Genomic DNA, 26,118 nt, shown 5'->3' with positions numbered 1-26,118 from the left:
GTTGTGTCGGGGGAGGAAGCGCGGATCGTCGGGCCGGAGGCCGTAGGCCCGGCGCCTTCGGTGCTGTTCGGGACCGGTCGGGCCGGGCTGGAGGGGTGGTGGGTGGGGGTGGGGTGAGGTCGGGGACACTGGGGGGGTGAGTGAGACCTCTGCTTCCCCGAAGGCCCGTGGCTCCCGTGGCACGTTGGGGCTGATGCTGTTGCTGACCGCGCTGGGCGCCGTGCTGGTGCTGACGGCGGTGGGGCGGACCTGGGCGGAGGGGGTGGCGCCGGGGATGGGCGGCAGCCGGATCGCGGTGCAGGCGAGCGGGAGCAAGCTGACGCAGTTGCCGACCGGGATGGCGCTGGTGGCGATGGCGGCGGCGGTCGCGGTGTTCGCGGTGCGCGGCCGGACCCGGGTGCTGGTGGGGGCGCTGACGGTGCTGGCGGGGGTGGGGGCGGTCGTCGGGGCGGTGATCGGGTACACCGACACCGCCGGGCTGCACGCCGTCGCGGCCGGTCAGCTGGCGCTGTCCAGCGGCCGGGCCGAGGAGATCACCCGGACGGCGTGGCCGTGGGTGGCGCTGGCGGGCGGGGTGCTGCTGGTGGCGGCGGGGGCGCTGACGGCGCGGTTCGGCAGCGGCTGGCCGGCCATGGGCTCCCGGTACGAGGCGCCGACCCGGAAGGCGGCCACGGGGAAGGCGGCCGGCCCGGCGGACCTGTGGAAGGCGCTGGACCGGGGCGAGGACCCGACCGGCTGACCGCCTGCGGCGCAGTGTGCGCGGCACCACGCACGCCCCGGCTTGGGTGTGCCGTGTTCGGCCCGGCACAATGGAGGCGTCAACCCGTCGAGCGCCGTCCCAGGGCCGCCCGACCGGGCCCCGGAGAAACAAGGAGCACCAACAAGATGGCTGCAGCAGCGCACGGCCACACCCCCGCCGCGTGGACCGGCGTGGTCATTTCCTTCGTCGGCTTCTGCGTCGCGGGTGTCGCGATGATCATGCCGAACGTCGTGCTGGTCATCGCGGGCCTCGCCGTGGTCCTGATCGGCGGCGTGGTCGGCAAGGCCATGTCGATGGCGGGCATGGGCAAGCAGCCCAGCAAGAACTTCGCCCCGATCGGCGCCGAGGAGCGCAGCGCGGTCACCGCGGGCTGAGTGCCGGTAGGGCGAGAGCGGAAGCAGCACGGAGCGGACGGCGGGCCACGGGCCCGCCGTTCGGCGTTTCGCGGGCCGGGGTGGGGCCGTCCGGGGGTGCGGCGGGGGCACAATCGTGCCCGTGAACGCTCCCGCCGCCCCGTCCGCCGCCGCCGGTCCGGCGCGCCGTCTGGTCCGTCCGCTGGCGGCGCTGGTCTCGGTCGCGCTGCCGGTCGGGTTCGTCGCGCTGGTGGACCCGAACGCGCCCGGCCACTACCCGGTCTGCCCGTTCCTGCGGGCCACCGGCTGGTGGTGCCCGGGCTGCGGGGGGCTGCGCTGCGTGCACGCGCTGACCAGGGGCGACGTGCTGACGGCCGGGCACGACAACCTGCTGGTGGCGGTGGGGGCGTTCGTCCTGCTGGCGCTCTGGGTGCGCTGGGCGGTGCGGGCGGTGCGCGGCCGGCCGGGCGGGGGGTGGCGGGTCACCGGGCGGCAGGCGGGGGTGCTGGTCCTGGTGCTGCTGCTGTTCGCGGTGGTGCGGAACCTGCCGGTCGGGACGCTGCTGGCGCCGCCGGCGGTGTGAGCCGGGCGCGCGCGGTGTCCGCCGGGCGGTCCGCCGATCGAGACGCGCGCCGGTCGGATGCGGAGTGCGCCCCCCGCGCCCGATACCATCGAAGGGCCGGGACCGCGCTCGACGCCCCCGGCCTCACCACCGAAACACGATGGGGGCGCACGCGTGACTGTGCTCGACGAGATCATCGACGGGGTCCGGCAGGACCTCGCCGAGCGACAGGCCCGGGTCTCCCTGGACGAGCTCAAGGAGCTCGCCGCGAAGGCGCCCGAGGCGAAGGACGGCGTGGCCGCGCTGCGCGGCGACGGCGTCCGGGTGATCTGCGAGGTCAAGCGCTCCAGCCCGTCCAAGGGCGCGCTGGCGGCGATCGCCGACCCGGCCGCGCTGGCGGTCGACTACGCGGCCGGCGGGGCCGCCGCGATCAGCGTGCTCACCGAGCAGCGCCGCTTCGGCGGTTCGCTGGCGGACCTGGACGCGGTGCGCGCGGCGGTGCCCACCCCGATCCTGCGCAAGGACTTCATCGTCACCGCCTACCAGCTGTGGGAGGCCCGCGCGCACGGCGCGGACCTGGCGCTGCTGATCGTGGCCGCGCTGGAGCAGCCGGCCCTGGTCTCGCTGATCGAGCGGGCCGAGTCGATCGGGCTGACCCCGCTGGTCGAGGTGCACGACGAGGAGGAGATCGCCCGCGCGGTGGACGCCGGCGCGCGGATCATCGGCGTCAACGCCCGCAACCTGAAGACCCTCGAGGTCGACCGGAACACCTTCGGCAACGTGGTGGACGCCATCCCGGCGCACGTCGTCAAGGTCGCCGAGTCGGGCGTGCGCGGGCCGCACGACCTGATCACCTACGCCAACCAGGGCGCCGACGCGGTGCTGGTCGGCGAGTCCCTGGTCACCGGCCGGGACCCGAAGGCCGCGGTCGCCGACCTGGTCGCCGCCGGGGCGCACCCGGCGCTGCGCAACAACGGGCGGGGCTGAGCCCCGGCCATGTCGATCGCCACCCGTCTCGCCCCCGGCTGCCGCCCGCGCGGCTGCCGCGCGCCCGCGCGCCGGGCGCTGGGGCGGCGGGTGCGGTACGTGATCGGCTGCGAGCCCGGACAGGTCCCCGGACGCCGATGGCGCGGCACCCGCGGCTGACGATTCGCCGCAGGTTCCCCCTTCCACGCCGTCAATCCTTCATCCGAGGACGGATCATGTCCGAGCACTACCTTCCGGGCGCCCAGGTGCCCGACGCACGCGGTTACTTCGGCGCCTACGGCGGCCGCTTCATCCCGGAGGCGCTGGTCGCCGCCGTGGAGCAGGTCGCCGAGGAGTACGAGAAGGCCAAGAACGACCCGGCGTTCGCCGCCGAGCTGGACGCCCTGCTCAAGGACTACACCGGCCGGCCGAGCCCGCTGACCGACGTCCACCGGTTCTCCGCGGAGGCCGGCGGGGCGCGGGTCCTGCTCAAGCGCGAGGACCTCAACCACACCGGCTCGCACAAGATCAACAACGTGCTGGGCCAGGCGCTGCTGACCAAGCGGATGGGCAAGACCCGGATCATCGCCGAGACCGGCGCCGGCCAGCACGGCGTGGCCACCGCCACCGCCTGCGCGCTGTTCGGCTTCGACTGCACGGTCTACATGGGCGAGGTCGACACCGAGCGCCAGGCGCTGAACGTGGCCCGGATGCGGATGCTGGGCGCCGAGGTCGTCCCGGTGAAGTCCGGCAGCCGGACCCTGAAGGACGCCATCAACGAGGCGTTCCGGGACTGGGTCGCCAACGTCGACTCCACCCACTACCTGTTCGGCACGGTGGCGGGCCCGCACCCGTTCCCGATGATGGTCCGCGACTTCCACCGGGTCATCGGCGTCGAGGCCCGGCAGCAGGTGCTGGACCGCACCGGGAGGCTCCCGGACGCGGTGGTGGCCTGCGTCGGCGGCGGCTCCAACGCGATGGGCATCTTCCACGAGTTCATCCCGGACGCGGGCGTGCGCCTGGTCGGCTGCGAGGCGGCCGGCGAGGGCGCCGAGACCCCCAAGCACGCGGCCACCCTGACCAAGGGCGACCCGGGCGTGCTGCACGGCTCGCGCACCTACGTGCTGCAGGACGAGGACGGCCAGACCATCGAGTCGCACTCGATCTCGGCCGGCCTGGACTACCCGGGCGTCGGCCCGGAGCACGCCTGGCTGAAGGACACCGGACGGGCCGAGTACCGCCCGGTGACCGACGCGCAGGCGATGGAGGCGCTGCGGCTGCTGTCCCGCACCGAGGGCATCATCCCGGCGATCGAGTCCGCGCACGCCCTGGCCGGCGCGCTCGAACTCGGCCGCGAGCTCGGCCCGGAGGCGACCATCCTGGTCTCGCTCTCCGGCCGCGGCGACAAGGACATGCACACCGCTGCCGAGTACTTCGGCCTCTACGACGCCGAGGGGACCAACTGACATGGCCGACACCAAGCTCACCACCGCGCTGGCCGCCGCGAAGGCGGAGGGCCGGGCGGCCCTGATCGGCTACCTGCCGGCCGGCTTCCCGACCGTGGACGGCGGCATCGCCGCGATCAACGCGCTGATCGAGGGCGGCTGCGACGTCGTCGAGGTCGGCCTGCCGCACTCGGACCCGGTGCTGGACGGCGCGGTCATCCAGACCGCCGACGACATCGCGCTGCGCGGCGGCGTGAAGATCAAGGACGTGCTGCGCACCGTCGCCGAGGTCGCCGCGGCCCACCCGGCCGTGCCGGTGCTGGTGATGACGTACTGGAACCCGGTGGACCGCTACGGCACCGCCCGGTTCGCCGCCGACCTGGCCGCGGCCGGGGGAGCGGGCTGCATCCTGCCGGACCTGCCGGTGGAGGAGTCCGAGGAGTGGCGCAAGGCGGCGGCCGAGCACGGTCTGGACACCGTGTTCGTGGTCGCCCCGTCCTCGAAGGACCACCGGCTGGCCGAGGTCACCGCGGCCGGCTCCGGCTTCGTGTACGCGGCCGCCGTGATGGGCGTGACCGGCACCCGGGCCGCGGTCGGCAACCTGGCCGAGGACCTGGTGGCCCGCACCCGCGCCACCACCGCGCTGCCGGTCTGCGTCGGCCTGGGCGTCTCCAACGCCGACCAGGCCGCCGAGGTCGCGGCCTTCGCGGACGGCGTGATCGTCGGCTCGGCGTTCGTCCAGCGCCTGCTGGACGCCGAGGAGTTGGCGGACGGCACGGCCGCCGTCCGGGCGCTCGCGGGCGAGCTGGCGCAGGGCGTCCGCCGGAAGTAGCACCGCAGCGCGCGAAGGGCCGCCCGGGGAGCAACTGCCGCTCCCCGGGCGGCCCTTTGCGTTCCGCGCCTACTCCGCGAGGGTGAAAAACCGGCGGGTGCTGGTACTCCCGTCCCCGCCGGAGCCGTTGGACCCTCCGGTGGTTCGTCGGCGAAAGGGCATCCGGATGGCGCGGGTTCACAGGGCGGTGCTGCTGCGGGCGCTGGCGGCGGGGCTGGCGCTGGCCGCCGCGCTGGCCGGAAGCGGGGGCGTGGAACGGGAGTTGGCGCGCCGCGGGGCGGAGCGGGCGGTGCTGTGCCGGCAGGCCGACCAGGTCTGCAGCCCGCCGGCCCGATGATCCGGAAAATCGGACGTATGACCGTTTAAGGTCGCTCAAACGGCTTAACTCGCCAATGTGGAGGAACCCCCCGCCATCCCCTACGGTTCATCAGGCAGGAAACGGTGGAACGCGCCCGAGGGGGAACTGATGGCCAGTCAGCAGGCCGACCGGGGCCGGGTGAGCGGGATCCGCCGGGCGGTGGACGGCTCGGCGGCCGAGTGGTTCGGGCTGGCGGTGCGGCTGGGCCTGGCGCTGGTCTGGGGCTGGGCGGGGCTGGCGAAGGTGGCCGACCCGGCGGAGGCGGCCCAGGCGGTGCGGGCGTACGAGATCCTGCCCGAGTCGCTGGTCAAGCCGGTCGGCTGGGGCCTGCCGTTCCTGGAGCTGGCGCTGGCCCTGCTGCTGCTGCTCGGCCTCGGGACCAGGATCGTGGCGATCGTCTCGGGCGTGCTGCTGCTGGTCTTCATCGCCGGGATCTCCTCCGCCTGGGCGCGCGGCATCTCGATCGACTGCGGCTGCTTCGGCGGCGGCGGCGCGGTGGACGAGTCGCAGACCGAGTACCTGCAGGAGATCCTGCGCGACTCCGGGTTCCTGCTGCTGGCGGCCTGGCTGGTCTACCGGCCCCGGACGAAGCTCTCGCTGGACGCCTGGCTGGCCGCCTGACCCCCGGCGCGCCCCTCCCCACCGATCCGCGCCCGCGGACCCCGACGACCCGACCCCTGGACTGGCAAGAGCACCCCATGAGCGAGAAGAACCGAGAAGGCAAGCGCAACGCCCGGGACAAGATGAAGGAGGCCCGGGCCGCCGAGGAGGCCAAGGCGCGGCGGAACAAGAAGCTGGCGGTCGGCGGCGTGGTGGCCGTGGTGATCGCGGCCGCCGTGGTGGTCGGCGTGGTGGTGCAGAACCAGCGCTCCAAGCCGGAGACCCCGACCGCCGCCCCGGCCGGCACGATCGGCGACAAGAACCTGGTCATCCCGGTCGGCGCCGCCAACGCCCCGTCCACGCTGACGGTCTACGAGGACCCGCGCTGCCCGGCCTGCGGCAGCTTCGAGCGGACCTTCTCGCCGACCGTCGACCAGTTGGAGGACGCCGGCAAGGTCTACGTCAACTACCACATCGTCTCGTTCATCGACCGCTCGCTGGGCGGCAGCGGCTCCAAGTACGGCGCCAACGCGCTGGGCTGCGCGCAGGACGCCGGGCACTTCCGCGACTACCACGACGTGCTCTACCGCAACCAGCCGGAGGAGACCGAGGACTCCTTCGGCACCAAGCAGACCCTGATCGACCTGGCCAAGCAGGTCCCCGGGCTGGACACCCCCGCGTTCCAGTCCTGCGTCAACTCCAACAAGTTCGGCGGCTGGGTCTCCGCGGTGCAGCAGGACTTCGACAAGTCCAGCTACAAGTCGACCCCGACGGTGCTGCTGAACGGCGAGGCGATCTACCCGAAGAAGGGCGACGAGCAGATCAGCCCGGAGAACCTGGTGAAGTGGGTGGACGCGGCCAACCAGGGCAAGCAGCTCGGCACCCCCGGCTCCCACGGCCAGAGCCCGGCGCCCAGCTCGACCGCCGCCGAGTCCAACACCCCGCCCTCGCCCTGACCGGCCGCCGCCGCGTGACGCTACCGTGACCGGCTCCGGTGCCGGTGTGACCGGTGGGACACGGTAGCGTCGAGAGTGCCATGGATCTCGCATACATTCCGAGCCCGTCGCGGGGCGTCCTCAACCTGGGGCCCATCCCGCTGCGCGCCTACGCCTTTTGCATCATCATCGGTGTCGTCGTGGCCGTGTGGCTCGGCAGCAAGCGGTGGGTCGCCCGCGGCGGCGGCCGCCACACGGTCGGCGACATCGCGGTCTGGGCGGTGCCGTTCGGCCTGGTCGGCGGCCGGCTGTACCACGTCATCACCGACAACCAGCTGTACTTCGGCGAGGGCAAGCACCCGATCGACGCGCTGAAGATCTGGGAGGGCGGCCTCGGCATCTGGGGCGCCATCGCCTTCGGCGCGGTCGGCGCCTGGATCGGCGCCCGCCGCCGCGGCGTCCCGCTGCCCGCCTACGCCGACGCGATCGCCCCCGGCATCGTGCTGGCCCAGGCCTGCGGCCGCTGGGGCAACTGGTTCAACCAGGAGCTGTACGGCCGCCCCACCACCCTGCCCTGGGGCCTGAAGATCGACAAGACGCTCCCGGACGGCACCGTGGTCCAGGGCGTCTACCACCCGACCTTCCTGTACGAGTCGATCTGGTGCGTGCTGGTCGCCGTCCTGGTGATCTGGGCCGACAAGCGCTTCAACCTCGGCCACGGCCGGGCCTTCTGGCTGTACGTGGCGGCCTACACGGTCGGCCGGTTCTGGACCGAGTGGCTGCGGATCGACGAGGCGCACCGCTTCTTCGGCCTGCGCCTGAACGACTGGACCGCGATCCTGGTCTTCGTCGGCTCGGTCGCCGCCTTCGTGCTCTCCGCCAAGCTCCGCCCCGGCCGCGAGGACCCGGACTCGATCGACCCGCAGGCCACCGCGGAGCGCGCCGAGGCCGCGGCGGCCGCCGAGTCCGCCCCGGCCGGGGACGCCCCGGTCGAGTCCGCCTCGGGCGAGGGTCCGGCCGACGTCGCCGAGCCGTCGCAGGACGCCCCCGTCGAGCTCTCCAAGGACTCCGAGAAGCCCTCCTGAGCTGCCGCGCCCGCCCCCGTTGGGGCCGCCCCGCCGAGACCGGCGAGGCGGCCCCAACTGCCTTTGGGCAGGCTTACTTTGCTGGAAACTCGCAGGTCAAACGGCTACGTTCGAGGAGCAGCAAGCCCGGCCGGCGCCCGCCCCGGGGGGAACCGCCGTGCCCGGAAGGGGAGCCGTCCGCATGAGCACCATCACCGCAGACCCGCACACCGACAGCCCGCAGCCCCGGATACCCGACGCCGGCCACCACCGGGACGTCAACGGCGGCTGGCTGCGCCCCGCCGTGTTCGGCGCGATGGACGGCCTGGTCTCCAACTTCGCGCTGATGACCGGCGTGGTGGGCGGCGACGCCGCGCCGAGCACCGTGGTGCTCACCGGCCTGGCCGGCCTGGCGGCCGGCGCGTTCTCCATGGCGGCCGGCGAGTACACCTCGGTGGCCTCCCAACGCGAGCTGGTGGAAGCCGAGTTGGAGGCCGAGCGGATCGAGCTGCGGCGCAACCCGCACGGCGAACTGGCCGAACTGGCCGAGCTGTACGTGGCCCGGGGCGTCGAGCCGGAGCTGGCCCGCGAGGTGGCCCGGCAGCTGTCCGCCGACCCGGACACCACGCTGGCCGTGCACGCCCGCGAGGAGCTCGGCGTCGACCCGGACGACCTGCCCTCGCCGCTGGTCGCCGCGGTCTCCTCGTTCGGCTGCTTCGCGCTCGGCGCGCTGCTCCCGGTGCTGCCCTACCTGCTGGGTGCGACCACGCTCTGGCCGGCCGCGCTGCTGGCGGTGCTCGGCCTGTTCGGCTGCGGCGCCGTGGTGGCCCGGGTGACCGCCCGCAGCTGGTGGTTCTCCGGCCTGCGGCAACTGGTGCTGGGCGGCGCCGCGGCGGGCGTCACCTACCTGCTGGGACGGCTGATCGGCGGGGCGATCGGCTGACCGGCCACCCGGTCGGCCCTGTACGAAAACCCAGACCTCTGTATAGTTATGCCATGGAACGCGTGATGTTCCGCACATGGGCCCGAGCCCGCACCTTGCCCTAGTCTCGACATCCGGCTGTCGACCCCCGCAATCGAAACCGGGGGCGGCGTCGACTTCGAAGAATCCCAGGTAGGGACACCCCAACGGCTGTTCCGGGGGCGTTTCGCCCCCGTTTCACGCCCTTCGGCACCGGGCACACTGGAGGGAACGCGCGACGCTGCGCCACCCCCTCCATCCGCCCCCTGACCTGGGGATCATCCCGAGATGTGGACGTCTGAATCCACTTCCCGGGACAAGCGGCATCATGTAACCTGCACCGACAAATCGCATCAGGGCCAACGTCGTCCCTTTGCATGAAGCAACTGTTTACGACGACGGGAGAGCCGATGCTGTCTGCATCCCTGCCCTCCGGCCACGAGGACGCCAAGGCCACCGGCCCCTACGCCCTCGTCCCGGATGCGCGCCCCCAGGCCCAGGGTCTCTACGACCCGCGCAACGAGCACGACGCCTGCGGCGTCGGCTTCGTGGCCACGCTGACCGGCATCGCCGACCACAAGATCGTCGAGCAGGCGCTGACCGTCCTGCGCAACCTGGAGCACCGCGGCGCCACCGGCGCCGAGCCGGACTCCGGCGACGGCGCGGGCATCCTGACCCAGGTCCCGGACGCGTTCCTGCGCGCCAACACCGACTTCGAGCTGCCGGCCGCCGGCTCCTACGCCGTCGGCATCGCCTTCCTCCCGCAGGACGACGAGGAGGCCGCCGCCGCGGCCACCCGGATCGAGGTCGTCGCGGCCGAGGAGGGCCTGACCGTCCTCGGCTGGCGCGACGTCCCGGTCACCCCCGACCTGCTGGGTGCCACCGCCCGCAGCGTCATGCCGCGCTTCCGCCAGCTCTTCGTCACGCACGGCGAGCGCACCGGCATCGCGCTGGACCGGGTCGCCTTCGTGCTGCGCAAGCGCGCCGAGCGCGAGGCCGGGGTGTACTTCCCCTCGCTCTCCGCCCGCACCCTGGTCTACAAGGGCATGCTGACCACCGGCCAGCTGGAGCCCTTCTTCCCCGACCTGTCGGACCGGCTCTACGCCTCCGCGATCGGCCTGGTGCACTCCCGCTTCTCCACCAACACCTTCCCGAGCTGGCCGCTCGCCCACCCGTACCGCTTCGTCGCGCACAACGGCGAGATCAACACGGTCAAGGGCAACCGCAACTGGATGACCGCCCGGGAGTCCCAGCTCGCCACCGACCTGATCCCCGGCGACCTGGACCGGATCTTCCCGATCTGCACCCCGGACCACTCCGACTCGGCGTCCTTCGACGAGGTCCTGGAGCTGCTCCACCTCGGCGGCCGCTCGCTGCCGCACTCGGTGCTGATGATGATCCCGGAGGCGTGGGAGAACCACGCCACCATGGACCCGGCCCGCCGCGCGTTCTACCAGTACCACTCCAACCTGATGGAGCCCTGGGACGGCCCGGCCTGCGTCACCTTCACCGACGGCACCCAGATCGGCGCGGTCCTGGACCGCAACGGCCTGCGCCCGGCCCGGTACTGGATCACCGAGGACGGCCTGGTCGTGCTCTCCTCCGAGGTCGGCGTGCTCGACATCGACCAGGAGAAGGTCGTCAGGAAGGGCCGCCTGCAGCCCGGCCGGATGTTCCTGATCGACACCGCCGAGCACCGCATCGTCGAGGACGAGGAGCTCAAGGCCGCCCTCGCCGCCGAGCACCCCTACGAGGAGTGGGTCGCGGGCGGGCAGATCCAGCTCGCCAAGCTCCCCGAGCGCGAGCACATCGCGCACACCCACGCCTCGGTCACCCGCCGCCAGCAGACCTTCGGGTACACCGAGGAGGAGCTGCGGGTCATCCTCGCGCCGATGGCCAAGACCGGCGGCGAGGCGCTCGGCTCGATGGGCACCGACTCGCCGATCGCCGCGCTCAGCGAGAAGCCGCGCCTGCTGTTCGACTACTTCACCCAGCTGTTCGCCCAGGTCACCAACCCGCCGCTGGACGCGATCCGCGAAGAGCTGGTCACCTCGCTGCACAGCAACCTCGGCCCCGAGGGCAACCTGCTGGACGCCACCCCGGCGCACTGCCGCTCGGTCGGCATCACCTTCCCGGTGATCGACAACGACGAGCTGGCCAAGCTGATCCACATCAACAAGGACGGCGACCAGCCCGGCCTGAAGGCCGTCACGCTCTCCGGCCTGTACAAGGTCGCGGCCGGCGGCGCGGGCCTGGCCGCCCGGCTCGCCGAGATCGCCGCCGAGGCCGACGCCGCGATCGCCGACGGCGCCCGCATCGTCGTGCTCTCCGACCGGCACTCGGACGCCGAGCACGCGCCGATCCCGTCGCTGCTGCTCACCTCGGCCATCCACCACCACCTGATCCGCACCAAGCAGCGCACCCAGGTGTCGCTGCTGGTCGAGGCCGGCGACGTCCGCGAGGTGCACCACGTCGCGCTGCTGGTCGGCTACGGCGCCGGCGCGGTCAACCCGTACCTGGCCATGGAGTCGGTCGAGGACCTCGTCGCCCAGGGCGTGTTCGTCCAGGGCATCGAGCCCGAGAAGGCGATCCGGAACCTGATCTACGCGCTCGGCAAGGGCGTCCTGAAGGTGATGTCCAAGATGGGCATCTCCACCGTCGCCTCCTACCGCGGCGCGCAGGTCTTCGAGGCCATCGGCCTCGCCCAGGAGCTGGTGGACGCCTACTTCGCGGGCACCACCACCAAGCTCGGCGGCATCGGCCTGGACGAGATCGCCAAGGAGACCGCCGCCCGGCACGCCAAGGCGTACCCGGCCTCCGGCATCGCCGCCGCGCACCGCGCGCTGGAGATCGGCGGCGAGTACCAGTGGCGCCGCGAGGGCGAGCCGCACCTGTTCGACCCGGAGACGGTCTTCCGCCTCCAGCACTCCACCCGCACCAAGCGCTACGACGTCTTCAAGCAGTACACGGACCGGGTCAACGCCCAGTCCGAGCGCCTGATGACGCTGCGCGGCCTGTTCCAGCTGGACGCCCTCGGCCGGACCCCGATCTCCGTCGACGAGGTCGAGCCGGTCTCCGAGATCGTCAAGCGGTTCTCCACCGGCGCGATGTCCTACGGCTCCATCTCGATGGAGGCGCACGAGACCCTCGCCATCGCGATGAACCGGCTCGGCGGCAAGTCCAACACCGGCGAGGGCGGCGAGGACCCGGAGCGCCTGTACGACCCGGCCCGCCGCTCGGCGATCAAGCAGGTCGCCTCCGGCCGGTTCGGCGTCACCTCCGAGTACCTGGTCAACGCCGACGACATCCAGATCAAGATGGCCCAGGGCGCCAAGCCCGGCGAGGGCGGCCAGCTGCCCGGCCACAAGGTCTACCCGTGGGTGGCCAGGACCCGGCACTCGACCCCGGGCGTCGGCCTGATCTCCCCGCCGCCGCACCACGACATCTACTCCATCGAGGACCTGGCTCAGCTGATCCACGACCTCAAGAACGCCAACCCGGACGCCCGCATCCACGTGAAGCTGGTCTCCGAGGTCGGCGTGGGCACCGTCGCGGCCGGCGTCTCCAAGGCGCACGCGGACGTCGTCCTGGTCTCCGGCCACGACGGCGGCACCGGCGCCTCCCCGCTCACCTCGCTCAAGCACGCGGGCGGCCCCTGGGAGCTCGGCCTCGCCGAGACCCAGCAGACCCTGCTGCTCAACGGCCTGCGCGACCGCATCGTCGTGCAGACCGACGGCCAGCTGAAGACCGGCCGCGACGTGGTCATCGCCGCCCTGCTGGGCGCCGAGGAGTTCGGCTTCGCCACCGCCCCGCTGGTGGTCTCCGGCTGCATCATGATGCGGGTCTGCCACCTCGACACCTGCCCGGTCGGCGTCGCCACCCAGAACCCGGTGCTGCGCGACCGGTTCTCCGGCAAGCCCGAGTTCGTGGTCAACTTCTTCGAGTTCATCGCCGAGGAGGTCCGCGAGCTGCTCGCCGAGCTCGGCTTCCGCTCGATCGAGGAGGCCGTCGGCCACGCCGAGCACATCAACGCCCAGGCCGCCATCGACCACTGGAAGGCCGCCGGGCTCGACCTGGCCCCGCTGTTCCACGTCCCGGCGCTGCCCGAGGGCGCGGCCCTGCACAACACCACGGGCCAGGACCACGCGCTCGACAAGGCCCTCGACAACCAGCTCATCGAGCTCGCCGAGGACGCCCTGGAGCGCGGCGAGGCCGTCCGCATCCAGCTGCCGGTCCGCAACGTCAACCGCACCGTCGGCACCATGCTCGGCCACCAGGTCACCAAGCGGTACCGCGGCGAGGGCCTGCCCGAGGGCACCATCGACATCACCCTGACCGGCTCGGCCGGCCAGTCGTTCGGCGCCTTCGTGCCCAGCGGCATCACGCTGCGCCTGGAGGGCGACGCCAACGACTACGTCGGCAAGGGCCTGTCCGGCGGCGTGATCGTGGTCCGTCCCGCCCGGGACGCCGCCGCGATCGGCGCCGACGCGCAGAACCACGTCATCGCCGGCAACACCATCGGCTACGGCGCCACCTCCGGCCGGATCCACCTGCGCGGCAAGGCCGGCGAGCGTTTTGCGGTCCGCAACTCCGGTGCGACCCTGGTGGTCGAAGGCGTGGGCGACCACGGTCTGGAGTACATGACCGGCGGGCGGGTGCTGATCCTCGGCGAGACCGGCCGCAACCTGGCGGCGGGCATGTCCGGCGGCATCGCCTACGTGCTCGACCTCCGCCCGGCCAACGTCAACAGCGGCATGGTGGGCATCGAGGCCCCCGGCGCCGCCGACCGCGAATGGCTGCGCGAGACCGTCCAGCAGCACTACGAGGAGACCGGCTCCACCGTCGCCGCCGAGCTCCTGGCCGACTGGGGCAGCGGGGTCTCCCGCTTCTCCAAGATCATGCCCACCGACTACAAGGCTGTGCTCGCCGCCAAGGACGCCGCTGAGCGCGATGGCCTCTCCGAGGTGGAGACCACTCGCAAGATGATGGAGGCGGCAAATGGCTGACCCCAAGGGCTTCCTGACCACGCCCAAGCAGCTGGCGGAGCGCCGTCCGGTGGACGTCCGGCTCCGCGACTGGAACGAGGTCTACGTCGAGCGCAGCCTCCTTCCGATCATCACCAAGCAGGCCGGCCGCTGCATGGACTGCGGCATCCCGTTCTGCCACAACGGCTGCCCGCTCGGGAACCTGATCCCCGAGTGGAACGACCTCGCCTACCGGGACGACTGGTCCGGCGCGATCGAGCGGCTGCACGCCACCAACAACTTCCCGGAGTTCACCGGCCGCCTGTGCCCGGCTCCGTGCGAGTCGGCGTGCGTCCTGGGCATCAACCAGGACGCGGTGACCATCAAGAACGTCGAGGTCACCATCATCGACAAGGCCTGGGACCGCGGCGGGGTCACCCCGCAGGTCCCGGAGCGCCTGTCCGGCAAGACCGTCGCCGTGATCGGCTCCGGCCCGGCCGGCCTGGCCGCCGCCCAGCAGCTCACCCGGGCCGGGCACACCGTGGTGGTGTACGAGCGCGCCGACCGGATCGGCGGCCTGCTGCGCTACGGCATCCCCGAGTTCAAGATGGAGAAGCGCCACATCAACCGCCGCATCGAGCAGATGCGCGCGGAGGGCACCCGCTTCCGCACCGGCGTCGAGGCCGGCGTCGACATCAGCGGCCAGGACCTGCGCTCGCGCTTCGACGCGGTCGTCGTCGCGGCCGGCGCCACCACCGCCCGCGACCTGCCCGTCCCCGGCCGGGAGCTGAACGGCGTCCACCAGGCGATGGAGTACCTGCCGCTGGCCAACAAGGTCCAGGAGGGCGACTACGTCGACTCCCCGATCTCGGCCAAGGGCAAGCACGTCGTCGTCATCGGCGGCGGCGACACCGGCGCCGACTGCGTCGGCACCGCGCACCGCCAGGGCGCCCTCTCGGTCACCCAGCTGGAGATCATGCCGCGGCCGTCCGAGGACCGCCCGGCCAACCAGCCCTGGCCGACCATGCCGATGACCTACAAGGTCACCTCGGCCCACGAGGAGGGCGGCGAGCGGATCTACTCCGTCTCCACCACCCACTTCGCCGGCGACGAGGACGGCAACGTCCAGGAACTGCACCTGGTCGAGGTCGAGTTCAAGAACGGCAAGTTCGAGCCCGTCCCCGGCAGCGAGAAGGTCATCCCGGCCCAGCTCGTCACCCTCGCCATGGGCTTCACCGGCACCGACGTCAAGAACGGCCTCGTCGAGCAGCTCGGCGTCGACCTCGACGCCCGCGGCAACGTCGCCCGCGACGGCAAGTTCGGCACCAACGTCGACGGGGTGTACGTTTGCGGTGACGCCGGTCGCGGCCAGTCCCTGATCGTCTGGGCGATCGCGGAAGGCCGCTCGGCCGCCTCGGCGGTCGACGCCTACCTGGGCGGCAAGACCCCGCTCCCCGCCCCGATCAAGCCGACCGACCGCTCGCTGGTGGTCTGACCGACCGCCGCCCCACGAACGCCCAGCCCCCCGCGAGGGGGGTACGGCCGACAAACACCGACCCGCCAGAGCCGCCGGGACCCGGTCATCACGACGCCTGCCCACTCCCCGACCAGGTAAGGGCAGGCGTCGTTGTCGTTCCCGGACCCGGCGCGTTCAGGCCGCCGGGACCTTGTCCAGGAAGCCGACCACGGTGGCGATCCGGCCGTCCCCGTCCGCGGTCAGGACGTCGAAGCCGACCACCAGGGGCTCCGCGGCGCCCTCCGGGGCCAGCTCCCAGGTGAAGCGGGCCACGTCGTGGTGGGCGTCGACCGGGCCGAGGCGGAACACCAGGCCCGCGAACTGGGCCTGGACGGCGGCCAGGGCGGCGTCGAACTGCTCGTGGCCGCGGGTCTCGACCAGCGGGTCGGTGTAGCTGCCGTCGGGGGCCCAGGTCTCCTCGACGAGCTTGCGGCGCGCGGCCGGGTCGGTCTCGTTCCAGGCGGCCAGGTAGCGCTCGGCCAGGTGCTGCAGGTCCATCGTGGTCTCCTTCTGAGCTGCGGTTCCCCTTGCAGGACAAGAAGTTACGGAGATCGCCCGGCCGGGGAATCGGTCACCCATAGGTAGGGTCGACCCATGCTGTACGGACGGGGGACGGAACGGGCCGCGGTCGACCGGCTGCTCGCGGCGGCCGGCGGGGGACGGGCCGGGGCGCTGGTGCTGCGCGGCGAACCGGGCATCGGGAAGAGCGCCCTGCTGGACGCGGCCGCCGAAGCCGCCGCCGGATGGCGGGTGCTGCGGGCCGCCGGAGTGGAGAGCGAGGCCCGGCTGCCGCACGCGGTGCTCAGCCAACTGCTGGCCCCCGCCCTGGGCGAACTGGACGGCCTGCCCGGACCGCAACGGGCCGCGCTGGAACGGACCCTGGGCCTGGCCGACGGCCCCGCCGGGGACCGGCTGCTGGTCGGCCTCGCGGTGCTCACCCTGCTCGGCGACCTCGCCGAACGGCAGCCGGTGCTGGCCCTGGTGGACGACCTCCAGTGGGCCGACCCGGAGTCCGCAGCGGTGCTGCGGCTGGCCGCCCGCCGGCTCGGCGCCGAACGCGTCGCCCTGCTGCTCGCCACCCGGGAGGACGACGGCCCCGACCCGGCCGGACTGCCCGACCTGCGGATCGGACCGCTGGCCGAGCCCGACGCGGCCGCCCTGCTGCACCACCTCGCCCCCGAACTCCCCGACCCCGCACGGGTGCTGGCCGCCGCCGCCGGCAACCCGCTGGCCCTGCGCGAACTCCCGCACGGCGCGGACACCGGCGCCCTGCCGCCCGCCGGACGGCTCCGGCTCGCCTACCACGGCCAGGTCAGCCGCCTGCCCGGCCGCACCCAGCGCTGGCTGCTGCTCGCCGCCCTGGAGGAGACCGGAGCCCTGGAAGTACTGCTGCGGGCCGCCGCCGAGAGCGGACTGGACGCCGCCGACCTCGCCCCCGCCGAGGAACAGGGCCTGCTGAAGGTCGACCTGACGGCGGGCCGGGTGGCGTTCCGCCACCCGCTGCTGCGCTCCGCCGTCGCCGACCGGGCCCCGCTCGTCGACCGGCTGGCCGCGCACCGGGCCCTGGCCGCCGCCCACGGGCCCGCCGAACCGCTGCGCCGGGCCTGGCACCGGGCCCTGGCCGCCACCGGCCGGGACGCCGACGCCGCCGGCGAACTCGCCGCCGCGGCCGGGGCCGCCGCCGCCCGCGGCGGGCACACCGGGGCCTCCGCCGCCTACGAGCGGGCCGCCCGGCTCAGCCCCGACCCCGACCTCGCCCGCCGCTGGACGGTCGAGGCGGTCGAGGCCGCGCTGGAGGCCGGCGAAGTGGACCGGGCCGAACGGCTCGCCCTCGCCGCCGACCGGCCGGACGCCGACCCGGTGACCCGCGCCCACCTGCTGTTCGCCCGCGGCGTCGCCGAGTTCTGGCGCGGCGAGCACGGCCCCGCGCACCGCCGGCTGACCGAGGCCGCCGCACTGGTCGCCGACCCGCACCCCGGCCCGGCCGCCCGCGTCCTGGTGCAGGCCGTGCACGTCGCCTGGTACGACGGCCTCCCGGCCGTCCGGGACACCCTGACGGCGCTCACCGCCCTGCCGCTGCCCGTCGACGACCCGCTCGCACCGGTCGTCCGCTACCTGGCGGCGGCGCTCGGGCCGCTGGTGGGGGAGCAGGGGCAGGAGCAGGGGCAGGAGCCGGACGCGGATCCGGCCGGCGCCGGGGGAGCGGGTGTCGGTGTGGAGGGAGAGGGAGTAGAAGGGACAGGCGCTGGGCGAGCGGGCGTTGGGGCCCCGGCAGCAGGCGCGGATCCGGCCGGCGCCGGGGCAACAGACGCTGGGCGAGCGGGCGTTGGGGCAGCGGACGCTGGGCGAGCGGGCGTCGGGGGTCCCACGTTGCCCGAGGCGGAGCGGGCCGCGCGGGCGGCCGGGGCGGCGGTGCCCGTCGACCTGGCGCTGGCCTGCGGGGCGGGGCTGGTGCCCGGCCACGACGCGGAGGTGCTGGACCTGGCCCGTCGGCTGGTCCGGGAGGGGCGGGAGGCCGGGGCCTTCGGGACGCTGCCGACGCTGCTGTTCTTCCTCGCCGAGGCCGAGCTCTTCGACGGCCGCCCCGGCCTGGCCGCCGACCACGCGGCCGAGGCGCTGGGGCTGGCCCGGGACACCGGACAGCCGCTGTGGACCGGGCAGTTGCACGGATTCCTGGCCTACCTGTCCGCCGTCCGCGGCGACGGCGACCCGTGCCGGGAGCAGGCCGCCGCGGCCTTCGCCCGGGGCGGCGCGGGCGCTCCCTGGGCGCGCTGGGCGCTGGGCGTGCTCGACCTGGGCGCGGGCCGGGCCGAGGACGCCCTCGGGCAGTTGGCCGCGCTCACCGGCGGCCCGCACGCGCACCACGTCAGCGCGGTGCGCGCGGTGCCCGACCTGGTGGAGGCCGCGGTGCGGCTGCGCCGGGAGGAGCGGACCGCCGGGCCGCTGGCCGGGTTCGAGCGCTGGGCCGCGCGGGCCGACCGGCCGTGGGCCCGGGCCCTGGTGCACCGCTGCCACGCGCTGCTGGCGCCCGACGAGCTCGCCGAGGACCGCTACCTGGCGGCGCTGGCCGAGCACGCCGAGCAGCCCCGGCCCTGGGAGCAGGCCCGGACCGAGCTGCTGTACGGCGAGTGGCTGCGCCGCGGCCGCCGCAAGGCGGAGGCCCGGGCCCCGCTGCGCTCCGCCGAGCAGGCCTTCCGGCGGCTGGGCGCCGGGCCGTGGGCGGAGCGGGCCCGGCTGGAGCTGGACGCCACCGGCGGCCCGGCCGCCGCGGGCCCGGACCGGACGGTGGCCGGGCTGACCCCGCAGGAGTCGCAGATCGTCCGGCTGGCCGCGCAGGGCCTGTCCAACCGGGAGATCGCCGCGCAGTTGTTCCTGAGCGCCCGCACCGTCGGGCACCACCTGTACAAGGCGTACCCGAAGCTCGGCGTGGGCTCCCGCACCGATCTGGCGGGCGTGCTGCCGGCGCTGTCCTGAGCGGAGTCGAAACCCGGGCCCGTACAACGGATTGGCCAAATACCGGAAGGATCTCGCGGAGTGTCGTCGCGCAGTGGCAGACTGCATCCCACGGGGTCCAATCGGCGTTCCTGGGGCGGAGGTTTGCATGACGGGCCTGCAGACGGGCAGCGGTGCGACCGCGCGTCGCATCCAGTTGGGGGCCCAGTTGCGGCGCCTGCGCGAGGCCCGCGGCGTGACCCGGGAGGACGCCGGGTACTCGATCCGGGCCTCGGAGTCGAAGATCAGCCGGATGGAGCTCGGCCGGGTCGGCTTCAAGCAGCGCGACGTGGCGGACCTGCTGACGCTCTACGGCGTCGACGACGAGGAGTCCCGGGCCTCGCTGCTCGGCCTGGTCGGCGGCACCAACGCCCCGTCCTGGTGGCACGGTTACGGGGACGTCGTCCCCGGCTGGTTCCAGACGTACCTCAACCTGGAGGACGCCGCGGACCTGGTCCGCAGCTACGAGGTGCAGTTCGTGCCCGGGCTGCTGCAGACCCCCGAGTACGTGCACGCGGTGATGCGGGCGGGCAGCCCGGCCGCGCCGGAGGAGGAGATCGCCCGCCGGGCCGCGGTCCGGCTGCGCCGGCAGCAGCGCTTCCTGGCCGAGGGGGCGACCGCCCGGCTGGAGCTGATCGTCGACGAGACGGCGCTGCGCCGCCCGTGCGGCGGCCCCGAGGTGATGGGCGGTCAGCTGGCCCGGCTGGCCGAGCTCTCGCGGCGCGAGACGATCAGCCTGCGGGTGCTGCCGCTGGGGATGGGCGCGCTGGCGGCGGACAGCGGGGCGTTCACCGTGCTGTGCTTCCCCGAGCCGGACCTGGCGGACGTGGTCTACGTCGAGCAGTTCACCACCGCGCTGTACCTGGACAAGCCGGTCGAGGTGGCGGAGTACACGACCGCGCTGGAGCGGGTGGCGGCGGCCGCGCTGTCCGAGGAGGAGACCAGGTCGCTTCTCGCGGAGATCCTCCAAGACGCCTGAACCGCAATTAGGATGATGATCCGTCAGTAGGAGATCGTCAGCGCCGAGAGGGATCGGATGTCCTTGATCGCGGAACTCGCCCTGCAGTACATCGACGGCCAGTGGCGGCCGGGCACCGGCTCCTGGGACATCGTGGACCTGGACCCGTACAGCGGGGAGAAACTGGCCTCGTTCACGGTCGCCACCGCCGAGGAGATCGACCTGGCCTACCGCGCCGCCGAGCGGGCCCAGCCCGCCTGGGCCGCCACCAGCCCCTACGAGCGGCGCCTGGTCTTCGAGCGCGCGCTGCGGGTGGTCGAGGAGCGCGAGGCCGAGATCCTCCGGGTGATGACCGTCGAACTCGGCGGCACCCTGGGGAAGTCCGCCTTCGAGCTCGCCCTGGTCAAGGACATGCTGCGGGAGGCCGGCGCGCTGGCCCTGCGGGCCGAGGGGAAGATCCTGCCCTCGCCCGTCCCCGGCAAGGAGAACCGGCTCTACCGGCTCCCGGTCGGCGTGGTCGGCGTGATCAGCCCGTTCAACGCCCCGGTCTTCCTCTCGCTCAAGGCCGTCGCCCCGGCGCTCGCGCTCGGCAACGCGGTCGTCCTCAAGCCGCACCAGGACGCCCCGGTGGCCGGCGGCACCCTGATCGCCAAGGTCTTCGAGGAGGCCGGGCTGCCGGCCGGCCTGCTGAACGTGGTGCTCACCGACATCGCCGAGATCGGCGACGCCTTCATCGAGCACCCCGTCCCCAAGGTGATCGCCTTCACCGGCTCGGACTCCGTCGGCCGGCACGTGGCCACCGTCGCCGCCGCGCATCTGAAGCGGACGGTGCTCGAACTCGGCGGCAACAGCGCGCTGGTGGTCCTCGACGACGCCGACCTCGACTACGCGGTGGACGCCGCCGTCGCCAGCCGCTTCACCCACCAGGGCCAGATCTGCATGGCCGCCAACCGGATCCTGGTCGACCGCGCGGTGCTCGCCGAGTTCAGCGAGAAGTTCACCGCCAAGGTCGCCTCGCTGACCGTCGGCGACCCCGGCGACCCGGCCACCCAGCTCGGCCCGCTGATCAACTCCGCCCAGGCCGAGGCGATCACCGCCGAGGTCGACCGCGCGATAGCGGACGGTGCCCGCCCGCTGCTGCACGGTACGACCGTCGGCACCCTGGTCCGGCCGACCGTCCTCACCGACATCCCCGCGGACGACCCGATCCTGCGCCGCGAGGTGTTCGGCCCGGTCGCCCTGCTGATCCCCTTCGACGGCGAGGAGGAGGCCGTCCGGATCGCCAACGACACCCCGTTCGGCCTCTCCGGCGCCGTCCACACCGCGAACGTCGAGCGCGGCGTCCGGTTCGCCCAGCGGATCGACACCGGCATGATCCACGTCAACGACGGCACGATCGCGGACGAGCCGATCGTGCCGTTCGGCGGCGAGAAGGGCTCCGGCGTCGGCCGGTTGAACGGCGACACCAGCCTGGACGCGTTCACCACCGTCAAGTGGATCTCGATCCAGCACGGGCGCTCGCGCTTCCCGTTCTGACAGTCGCTGCGCAGCCCGTCGCGCCCCCGGGTCAGGCCAGGCCCTGGGCGATGACCAGCCGCTGGATCTGGTTGGTCCCCTCGACGATCTGCAGCAGCTTGGCCTCGCGCATGAAGCGCTCCACCGGGTGGTCGGCGACGTAGCCGGCGCCGCCGAGCACCTGGACGGCGTCGGTGGTCACCTTCATCGCCATGTCGGTGGCGAAGAGCTTCGCCTTCGCCGCCTCCAGCGAGTAGGGCAGGCCGGCGTCCTTCAGGCGGGCGGCGGCCAGCGTGAGCGCCCGCGCGGCGGCGACCTGGGTGGCCATGTCCGCCAGCATGAATCCGACGCCCTGGAAGGAGATGATCCGTTCTCCGAACTGCCGGCGGTCCTTGGCGTACCGCACGGCGTAGTCGACGGCGGCCTGGGCGAGGCCGACCGCGCAGGCGGCGATGCCCAGCCGGCCGCAGTCCAGCGCGCCCATCGCGATCAGGAAGCCCTTGCCCTCGCGGCCGACCAGCCGGTCGGACGGGACCCGCACGGAGTCGAAGCCGATCTGCGCGGTGGGCGAGGACCAGACGCCGAGCTTCTTCTCGCGCTCGTGCACCACCATGCCGGGCGTGCCCGCGGGCACCACCAGGCAGGACAGGCCGCGGGCCCCCGGGCCGCCGGTGCGGCTGAACACGTTGTAGAAGTCCGCGTGACCGGCGTGGGTGACCCAGGACTTGGTCCCCGAGATGCGGTAACCGCCGTCCTCCTTGGTCGCCCTGGTCGAGAGCGAGGCCGCGTCCGAACCGGCCTCCGGCTCGGACAGGCAGTACGCGCCGAGGAGTTCGCCGCTGAGCATGTCGGGCAGCAGTTCCTCGCGCTGGGCCCGGGTGCCGTACGTGGCGGTGCCGAAGCACGCGAGGTTGTGCACGTTGACCGACTCGGCCACGGCCAGCCAGTGGTAGGCGACCTCCTCCAGCGCCTGGAGGTAGACCTCGTAGGGCTGCCCGCCGCCGCCGTACTCCTCGGGGTAGGGCAGGCTCAGCAGCCCGGCCTTGCCGAGCGTGCGCACGACCTCCCGGGGGAACTCGTGATTGGCCTCGAACTCGGCGACCCGCGGGGCGAGTTCGTTGGCGGCGAGGTCCCGGACCAGGTCGAGCAGGTCGGCGGCCTCCTCGCTGGGCAGGATGCGCTGGATCTTCATCGGGCCACCTCGGTGAGCGTCGGGTGCTGCGGCCGCAGCAGGTTCTCCAGGACGACGGCGACGCCGTCCTCGGCGTTGGAGGGCGCGATCAGGTCGGCCTCGGGGTGCAGGGCGGGATCGGCGTTCGCCATGAACACCCCGCGACCGGCCCAGCGGATCATGTCGAGGTCGGTCCGGGCGTCACCGAAGGCGATCACCTCGGCGGGGGCGATGCCGCGCTCGGCGCAGAGCTTCTCCAGCGAGGCGATCTTGCTCACCCCGTGGGTCACCAGGTCGACGACACCGCTGTGGTGGTGGGAGACGGTGACCAGCCCGCCGAGGATCTCCTCGACCTCCGCGGTGTCGATCTCGCGCAGCCGGGGCGAGACGGCGAAGAGCTTGAGCACCGGGACGTCGATGGTCGCCGGGTCGGCGCGGTAGGACTCGCCGATCAGCAGCGGCTCGGGGTAGTCGGGCGCGTAGCCGACGCGCCGGTCCGCCAGCATCCAGCCGATCGCGGCGTCCGGCAGTGCCCGCTTCAGCCGGGCGGCCGTCTCGCGTGCGGTCCCGGCGTCGATCGTGAAGGCCTCCGTCAGTTCCATCGACGGCACCTGCCAGAGTGCGGCGCCGCCGCAGCAGATCGCCTCCCCGGTCAGGTCCAGGGCCTCGACGATGTACTCGACGGCGGCGGCGTGGCGGACGGTCACGAAGACCGTCTCGATGCCGTGCTCGTGGGCCAGGGCGACGGCCCGGCGGGTCCGCGGCGAGACCGAGTAGTCGGGGCGCAGCAGGGTGCCGTCCAGGTCCACGGCGATCAGGCGGGGCAGGTCGGGGACGGCGGTCATGCGGCGAGCTCCTCGATCGGGGTGTCGGGCGCGTCCACGCCGTGCTGCAGGAACGCGTGGATCAGGCGGAGGAAGCGGGTGGCCCAGCCGCGGCCGTAGAGGTCGTGGCGGTAGCGGAGTTCGATCGCGATGCCGTCCTTGCGCCGGTAGCCGATGACCCGCAGGCCGCCCCGCGGTACCTCGGGCATCGGGATGCCGATCGGCTGCACGTCGAGGCCGGTCGGGCGGAGCAGCGGCTCGCGCTCGTCCTCCACCATGTCCATGTCGAAGTTGAGGTAGATCGGGACGCTGCCGGGTTCGCGGAAGCGGACGCCGTACTGCTCGGGGGCGAGTTCCCGGCTGATCAGCGAGAACGGAATCCGCTGGTGGCGCATCGCGTTGAACAGCGTCTGCGCTTCCAGGCGGACGAGTTCGCCGAAGGGCGTCCTCCCGGTGAAGCGGGTGCGGAAGGTGGCCGGGGTGGCCACGTAGCCGACCATCGCGTCGGTCTCCGGCCGGGTCCGGTTGGCGAGCGAGCCGAAGGTCGCCACGTCGCCGGCGGCGTCCTCGCCCACGGTCTCCAGGCGCAGGCGCCACATGGCGGCCTTGAGCGCCGCGGCGAGCACCACGGCCGAGGTCACCCGCTCGCGCACCGCGAACTCCTCGACGGCGGCGCTCAGTTCCGGTCCGACCGGTTCGAGCGACTTGGTCACGCCCGGCTCGGCGCCGGTGGGCGCGTCCGGGTCGGCCAGGCCGGAGGCGGGGATCGGGGTGATGCCGTCGAGCTGCTTGCGCCAGTAGCCGAGCTGGCGCTCCAGCTGCACGTCGCCCAGGTGGCCGTGCTGCCAGAGGGCGAAGTCCGGGAACTGGACGGGGAGTTCGGGGAGCGGCGGTACGTCGTCGCCCTGTTCCGAGGCGTAGATGGTCAGCAGGTCGTTGATCATGATCCGGGCCGACCAGGCGTCGAAGACGATGTGGTCGGTGGTCATCGAGAGCACGTGCAGGCTCTCGCTCACCCGGCCGAGCACGGGGCGGAACAGCGGCCCGGCGGCCAGGTCGAAGGGCTGGTTGGCGTGCTCGGCGAGCAGCGCGAGCACCCGCGGCAGGCGGGTCTCCGCGGGCTCGTCGGGCGCCTCCAGGACGGGGAGGGCGCGAGGCTGCGGCGGGAGCAGCAGCATCACGTGCTCCTCGGAGGACTCCCCGCCCACCTCGGGGAAGACCGTGCGCAGCGTCTCGTGGCGTTCGGCCAGCAGGTTGAGGCTGCGCTCCAGCAGGGCGACGTCGAGCCGCCCGTCGAAGCGCAGGCCGAGCGCGATGTTGTTGTTCACCTGGTGCACGTGCCGGCCCCAGATCAGGCGCTCCTGCTGGGTGTGGGTGGCCGGCACCGCCGCGCCCCGGGTGGCGGGGCGGACCTCCGTGGAGGTGTTGGGTGTCGGCAGGGTGACGTGGAAGGTGGAGGGGATCGTCATGGTGTGGCGGTCCGTTCGCAGGGAGGGGCCCGGAGCGGCCCCGGGCTTCAGGCGGATCGGTTCGACTTCGGGTGCAGCGCGGGATGGGCGAGGAAGGGCAGCAGCAGGACGATCGCGGACAGCGCGCTCAGGGTGGCGAAGCCGAGCCGTTCGAGGACGACGCCGGACAGCGCGGCCCCCGCGGCCGCGGCCAGGTTCATCGCCATGTCGGAGAACCCCTGGGCGGCCGGCAGTTCGGCGACCGGGACGCTCTCGGAGAGCCGGACCGAGGCCGCCACCAGCACCGCCGACCAGGAGAGCCCCAGCAGCGCCAGCGCGACGGCGAGCTGGACGACGTCGCCGCCGCCGGCGGTGCCGCAGAGCCACAGCGAGAGCAGCATCGCGGCGGTGCCCCCGTAGAGCACCGGGGTGCTGCGGAAACGGTCCACGGCCCAGCCGAACACGGTGGAGAACCCGTACATCCCCGCCAGGTGGCCGCTGAGCACCATGCCGATGACACCCAGCCCGGTGCCGGCGTGGTGCATGTGGATGCCGGTCATCGACATCACCGCGATCATCACCAGGTGCCCGGCGACGATGCTGAGGATCGCCAGGACGGCCGGGCGGTTCCCGCGCAGCGCCTTCAGCATGGCGCGCAGCGGCGGCGGCTTCTCCCGCTCCCCGGCCTCGTCCTGCCCGCGTGCCAGCAGCAGCGGGTCGGGGCGCAGGAAGACGGTGATCGCGGTGAACGCGGCGGCGAAGCCGACGACCGCGAACAGGTAGGTGCCGGACAGCGGCGGCAGGCCCAGGCGTTCGGCGATCGCGGCACCGGGCCCGGTGAGATTGGGCCCGATCACGGCGCCGACCACGGTGGTGGTGAGCACCAGGGACATGGCCCGGCCCCGGCGCTGCGGCTCGGCCAGGTCGGCGGCGGCGAACCGGGCCTGCAGGCCGGTGGCCCCGGCGGCCCCGTAGAACACCATGCCGAGCAGGAACAGCGGGAAGCTGTGCACCACCGCGGCCACCACGCAGGCCACCGCGCCCACCGCGGCGGCCAGGTACCCGGTGGCCAGCCCGGGGCGCCGCCCCCGGACGTGGGTGATCGCCGCGATCGCCCCCACCGCGGCCGCGCCGCCGAGCGTCGCCGCGGTCTGCGACAGGCCGGCGACGCTGGCGCTCCCGCCGAGTTCCTCGGCCAGCAGGCTGGTGACGGCGAAACCCGTGGCGATGCCGCTGCCGCTGATCACCTCGGCGACCACGAGGGTCCGGACGGTCCGTCGCTGCACCCGGGCACGGTCGTGGCGCGGCGGGTCGGCGGTGGTCAAGGTCGGCATGGCGCTCCGGCTCTGTGCGTGGGTGCGTGGGTGCGTGGGTGCGTGGGCGGGGAGGGACGG

22 protein-coding genes are annotated in these 26,118 nt (G+C 73.5%); 17 read left to right on the top strand and 5 right to left on the bottom strand.

Translation table 11 applies throughout. From position 1 onward, the window contains the following. The first annotated feature begins 193 nt into the window (after positions 1–193). The 14 genes from IH44_RS0115355 to IH44_RS0115290 all read left to right on the top strand — a co-directional run bounded on the left by IH44_RS0115355 (position 194) and on the right by IH44_RS0115290 (position 15,295). A complete protein-coding gene (locus tag IH44_RS0115355) occupies positions 194–739 on the top strand; it encodes a TIGR02234 family membrane protein (RefSeq protein WP_051816928.1) in 546 nt (181 codons plus the stop codon). 146 nt (positions 740–885) lie between these two features. Continuing rightward, positions 886–1,134, top strand: coding sequence for an HGxxPAAW family protein (locus IH44_RS0115350; protein WP_030460103.1), 249 nt, complete (start codon positions 886–888; stop codon positions 1,132–1,134). 121 nt (positions 1,135–1,255) lie between these two features. Then, positions 1,256–1,696 carry a DUF2752 domain-containing protein gene (locus tag IH44_RS0115345; RefSeq protein WP_030460102.1) on the top strand — a complete coding sequence of 147 codons (441 nt, stop codon included), beginning with the start codon at positions 1,256–1,258 and terminating at the stop codon, positions 1,694–1,696. A 153-nt stretch (positions 1,697–1,849) separates the two neighbouring features. Further along, positions 1,850–2,662, top strand: a complete 813-nt coding sequence (gene trpC, locus IH44_RS0115340) for an indole-3-glycerol phosphate synthase TrpC (RefSeq protein ID WP_030460101.1) — start codon at positions 1,850–1,852, stop codon at positions 2,660–2,662. A gap of 9 nt (positions 2,663–2,671) precedes the next feature. Then, on the top strand, positions 2,672–2,821 hold the full coding sequence (trpM, locus tag IH44_RS47245; protein WP_198544994.1) for a tryptophan biosynthesis modulator TrpM: 150 nt from the start codon (positions 2,672–2,674) through the stop codon (positions 2,819–2,821). Between the two features lie 53 nt (positions 2,822–2,874). Continuing rightward, the gene (trpB, locus tag IH44_RS0115330) at positions 2,875–4,107 is read left to right on the top strand and encodes a tryptophan synthase subunit beta (protein ID WP_030460100.1); all 1,233 of its coding nucleotides are present in this window, start codon (positions 2,875–2,877) and stop codon (positions 4,105–4,107) included. A 1-nt stretch (position 4,108) separates the two neighbouring features. After that, positions 4,109–4,918, top strand: a complete 810-nt coding sequence (gene trpA, locus IH44_RS0115325; RefSeq protein WP_030460099.1) for a tryptophan synthase subunit alpha — start codon at positions 4,109–4,111, stop codon at positions 4,916–4,918. A gap of 166 nt (positions 4,919–5,084) precedes the next feature. Beyond that, the gene (locus IH44_RS46525; RefSeq protein ID WP_157852330.1) at positions 5,085–5,255 is read left to right on the top strand and encodes a hypothetical protein; all 171 of its coding nucleotides are present in this window, start codon (positions 5,085–5,087) and stop codon (positions 5,253–5,255) included. Positions 5,256–5,384: 129 nt separating this feature from the next. Beyond that, a complete protein-coding gene (locus IH44_RS0115315) occupies positions 5,385–5,897 on the top strand; it encodes a MauE/DoxX family redox-associated membrane protein (protein WP_030460098.1) in 513 nt (170 codons plus the stop codon). A gap of 77 nt (positions 5,898–5,974) precedes the next feature. After that, on the top strand, positions 5,975–6,832 hold the full coding sequence (locus IH44_RS0115310; RefSeq protein ID WP_030460097.1) for a thioredoxin domain-containing protein: 858 nt from the start codon (positions 5,975–5,977) through the stop codon (positions 6,830–6,832). 80 nt (positions 6,833–6,912) lie between these two features. Continuing rightward, on the top strand, positions 6,913–7,896 hold the full coding sequence (lgt, locus tag IH44_RS0115305; protein WP_030460096.1) for a prolipoprotein diacylglyceryl transferase: 984 nt from the start codon (positions 6,913–6,915) through the stop codon (positions 7,894–7,896). A gap of 181 nt (positions 7,897–8,077) precedes the next feature. Beyond that, positions 8,078–8,818 (top strand): VIT1/CCC1 transporter family protein, encoded by a 741-nt coding sequence (locus IH44_RS0115300; protein WP_030460095.1) that lies wholly within the window; start codon positions 8,078–8,080, stop codon positions 8,816–8,818. A 428-nt stretch (positions 8,819–9,246) separates the two neighbouring features. Next, positions 9,247–13,842 carry a glutamate synthase large subunit gene (gene gltB, locus IH44_RS0115295; RefSeq protein WP_030460094.1) on the top strand — a complete coding sequence of 1,532 codons (4,596 nt, stop codon included), beginning with the start codon at positions 9,247–9,249 and terminating at the stop codon, positions 13,840–13,842. Continuing rightward, a complete protein-coding gene (locus tag IH44_RS0115290; protein ID WP_030460093.1) occupies positions 13,835–15,295 on the top strand; it encodes a glutamate synthase subunit beta in 1,461 nt (486 codons plus the stop codon). Before gltB ends, IH44_RS0115290 begins: the two co-directional genes overlap by 8 nt. Before the next feature lie 156 nt (positions 15,296–15,451). On the opposite strand, the gene IH44_RS0115285 is transcribed toward IH44_RS0115290, so the two are convergent. Beyond that, positions 15,452–15,814: a nuclear transport factor 2 family protein gene (locus IH44_RS0115285; RefSeq protein ID WP_030460092.1), complete on the bottom strand. Its 363-nt coding sequence runs from the start codon at positions 15,812–15,814 to the stop codon at positions 15,452–15,454. 96 nt (positions 15,815–15,910) lie between these two features. Between IH44_RS0115285 and IH44_RS0115280 the strand changes: the two genes are divergently transcribed. From IH44_RS0115280 to IH44_RS0115270, 3 genes are all read left to right on the top strand, one after another. Further along, positions 15,911–18,790: a LuxR family transcriptional regulator gene (locus IH44_RS0115280; protein WP_030460091.1), complete on the top strand. Its 2,880-nt coding sequence runs from the start codon at positions 15,911–15,913 to the stop codon at positions 18,788–18,790. Between the two features lie 127 nt (positions 18,791–18,917). Next, positions 18,918–19,787 carry a helix-turn-helix transcriptional regulator gene (locus tag IH44_RS0115275; RefSeq protein ID WP_030460090.1) on the top strand — a complete coding sequence of 290 codons (870 nt, stop codon included), beginning with the start codon at positions 18,918–18,920 and terminating at the stop codon, positions 19,785–19,787. A gap of 57 nt (positions 19,788–19,844) precedes the next feature. Then, complete coding sequence (locus IH44_RS0115270) at positions 19,845–21,302, top strand: aldehyde dehydrogenase family protein (protein ID WP_030460089.1); 1,458 nt, start codon at positions 19,845–19,847, stop codon at positions 21,300–21,302. Positions 21,303–21,333: 31 nt separating this feature from the next. On the opposite strand, the gene IH44_RS0115265 is transcribed toward IH44_RS0115270, so the two are convergent. Genes IH44_RS0115265 through IH44_RS0115250 form a run of 4 tightly spaced genes read right to left on the bottom strand, consistent with a single transcriptional unit; the run spans position 21,334 to position 26,058 of the window. Beyond that, positions 21,334–22,473, bottom strand: a complete 1,140-nt coding sequence (locus IH44_RS0115265; RefSeq protein ID WP_030460088.1) for an acyl-CoA dehydrogenase family protein — start codon at positions 22,471–22,473, stop codon at positions 21,334–21,336. Next, entirely contained in the window at positions 22,470–23,297 is an 828-nt protein-coding gene (locus IH44_RS0115260; protein ID WP_035955181.1) for an HAD family hydrolase, read from the bottom strand. Before IH44_RS0115260 ends, IH44_RS0115265 begins: the two co-directional genes overlap by 4 nt. Then, complete coding sequence (locus IH44_RS41055) at positions 23,294–24,745, bottom strand: condensation domain-containing protein (RefSeq protein WP_035955179.1); 1,452 nt, start codon at positions 24,743–24,745, stop codon at positions 23,294–23,296. The genes IH44_RS0115260 and IH44_RS41055 overlap by 4 nt, the downstream gene beginning before the upstream one ends. Positions 24,746–24,792: 47 nt before the next feature. Continuing rightward, the gene (locus tag IH44_RS0115250; RefSeq protein WP_035955177.1) at positions 24,793–26,058 is read right to left on the bottom strand and encodes an MFS transporter; all 1,266 of its coding nucleotides are present in this window, start codon (positions 26,056–26,058) and stop codon (positions 24,793–24,795) included. Between the last annotated feature and the right edge of the window lie 60 nt (positions 26,059–26,118).

The sequence above is a fragment of the Kitasatospora sp. NRRL B-11411 genome (genome assembly GCF_000721345.1).
GTDB classification, from domain to species: domain Bacteria; phylum Actinomycetota; class Actinomycetes; order Streptomycetales; family Streptomycetaceae; genus Kitasatospora; species Kitasatospora cineracea.
Note: the sequence above shows the minus strand (reverse complement) of the source record. Positions and strands in the feature narration are given on the sequence as shown.

Coding starts and splice junctions, on each gene's coding strand:
- IH44_RS0115355 (WP_051816928.1), top strand. CDS start 194: ATGCTGTTGCTGACCGCGCTGGGCGCCGTGCTGGTGCTGACGGCGGTG.
- IH44_RS0115350 (WP_030460103.1), top strand. CDS start 886: ATGGCTGCAGCAGCGCACGGCCACACCCCCGCCGCGTGGACCGGCGTG.
- trpM (WP_198544994.1), top strand. CDS start 2,672: ATGTCGATCGCCACCCGTCTCGCCCCCGGCTGCCGCCCGCGCGGCTGC.
- trpA (WP_030460099.1), top strand. CDS start 4,109: ATGGCCGACACCAAGCTCACCACCGCGCTGGCCGCCGCGAAGGCGGAG.
- IH44_RS46525 (WP_157852330.1), top strand. CDS start 5,085: ATGGCGCGGGTTCACAGGGCGGTGCTGCTGCGGGCGCTGGCGGCGGGG.
- IH44_RS0115315 (WP_030460098.1), top strand. CDS start 5,385: ATGGCCAGTCAGCAGGCCGACCGGGGCCGGGTGAGCGGGATCCGCCGG.
- IH44_RS0115310 (WP_030460097.1), top strand. CDS start 5,975: ATGAGCGAGAAGAACCGAGAAGGCAAGCGCAACGCCCGGGACAAGATG.
- lgt (WP_030460096.1), top strand. CDS start 6,913: ATGGATCTCGCATACATTCCGAGCCCGTCGCGGGGCGTCCTCAACCTG.
- IH44_RS0115300 (WP_030460095.1), top strand. CDS start 8,078: ATGAGCACCATCACCGCAGACCCGCACACCGACAGCCCGCAGCCCCGG.
- gltB (WP_030460094.1), top strand. CDS start 9,247: ATGCTGTCTGCATCCCTGCCCTCCGGCCACGAGGACGCCAAGGCCACC.
- IH44_RS0115290 (WP_030460093.1), top strand. CDS start 13,835: ATGGCTGACCCCAAGGGCTTCCTGACCACGCCCAAGCAGCTGGCGGAG.
- IH44_RS0115285 (WP_030460092.1), bottom strand. CDS start 15,814: ATGGACCTGCAGCACCTGGCCGAGCGCTACCTGGCCGCCTGGAACGAG.
- IH44_RS0115280 (WP_030460091.1), top strand. CDS start 15,911: ATGCTGTACGGACGGGGGACGGAACGGGCCGCGGTCGACCGGCTGCTC.
- IH44_RS0115275 (WP_030460090.1), top strand. CDS start 18,918: ATGACGGGCCTGCAGACGGGCAGCGGTGCGACCGCGCGTCGCATCCAG.
- IH44_RS0115270 (WP_030460089.1), top strand. CDS start 19,845: ATGTCCTTGATCGCGGAACTCGCCCTGCAGTACATCGACGGCCAGTGG.
- IH44_RS0115265 (WP_030460088.1), bottom strand. CDS start 22,473: ATGAAGATCCAGCGCATCCTGCCCAGCGAGGAGGCCGCCGACCTGCTC.
- IH44_RS0115260 (WP_035955181.1), bottom strand. CDS start 23,297: ATGACCGCCGTCCCCGACCTGCCCCGCCTGATCGCCGTGGACCTGGAC.
- IH44_RS41055 (WP_035955179.1), bottom strand. CDS start 24,745: ATGACGATCCCCTCCACCTTCCACGTCACCCTGCCGACACCCAACACC.
- IH44_RS0115250 (WP_035955177.1), bottom strand. CDS start 26,058: ATGCCGACCTTGACCACCGCCGACCCGCCGCGCCACGACCGTGCCCGG.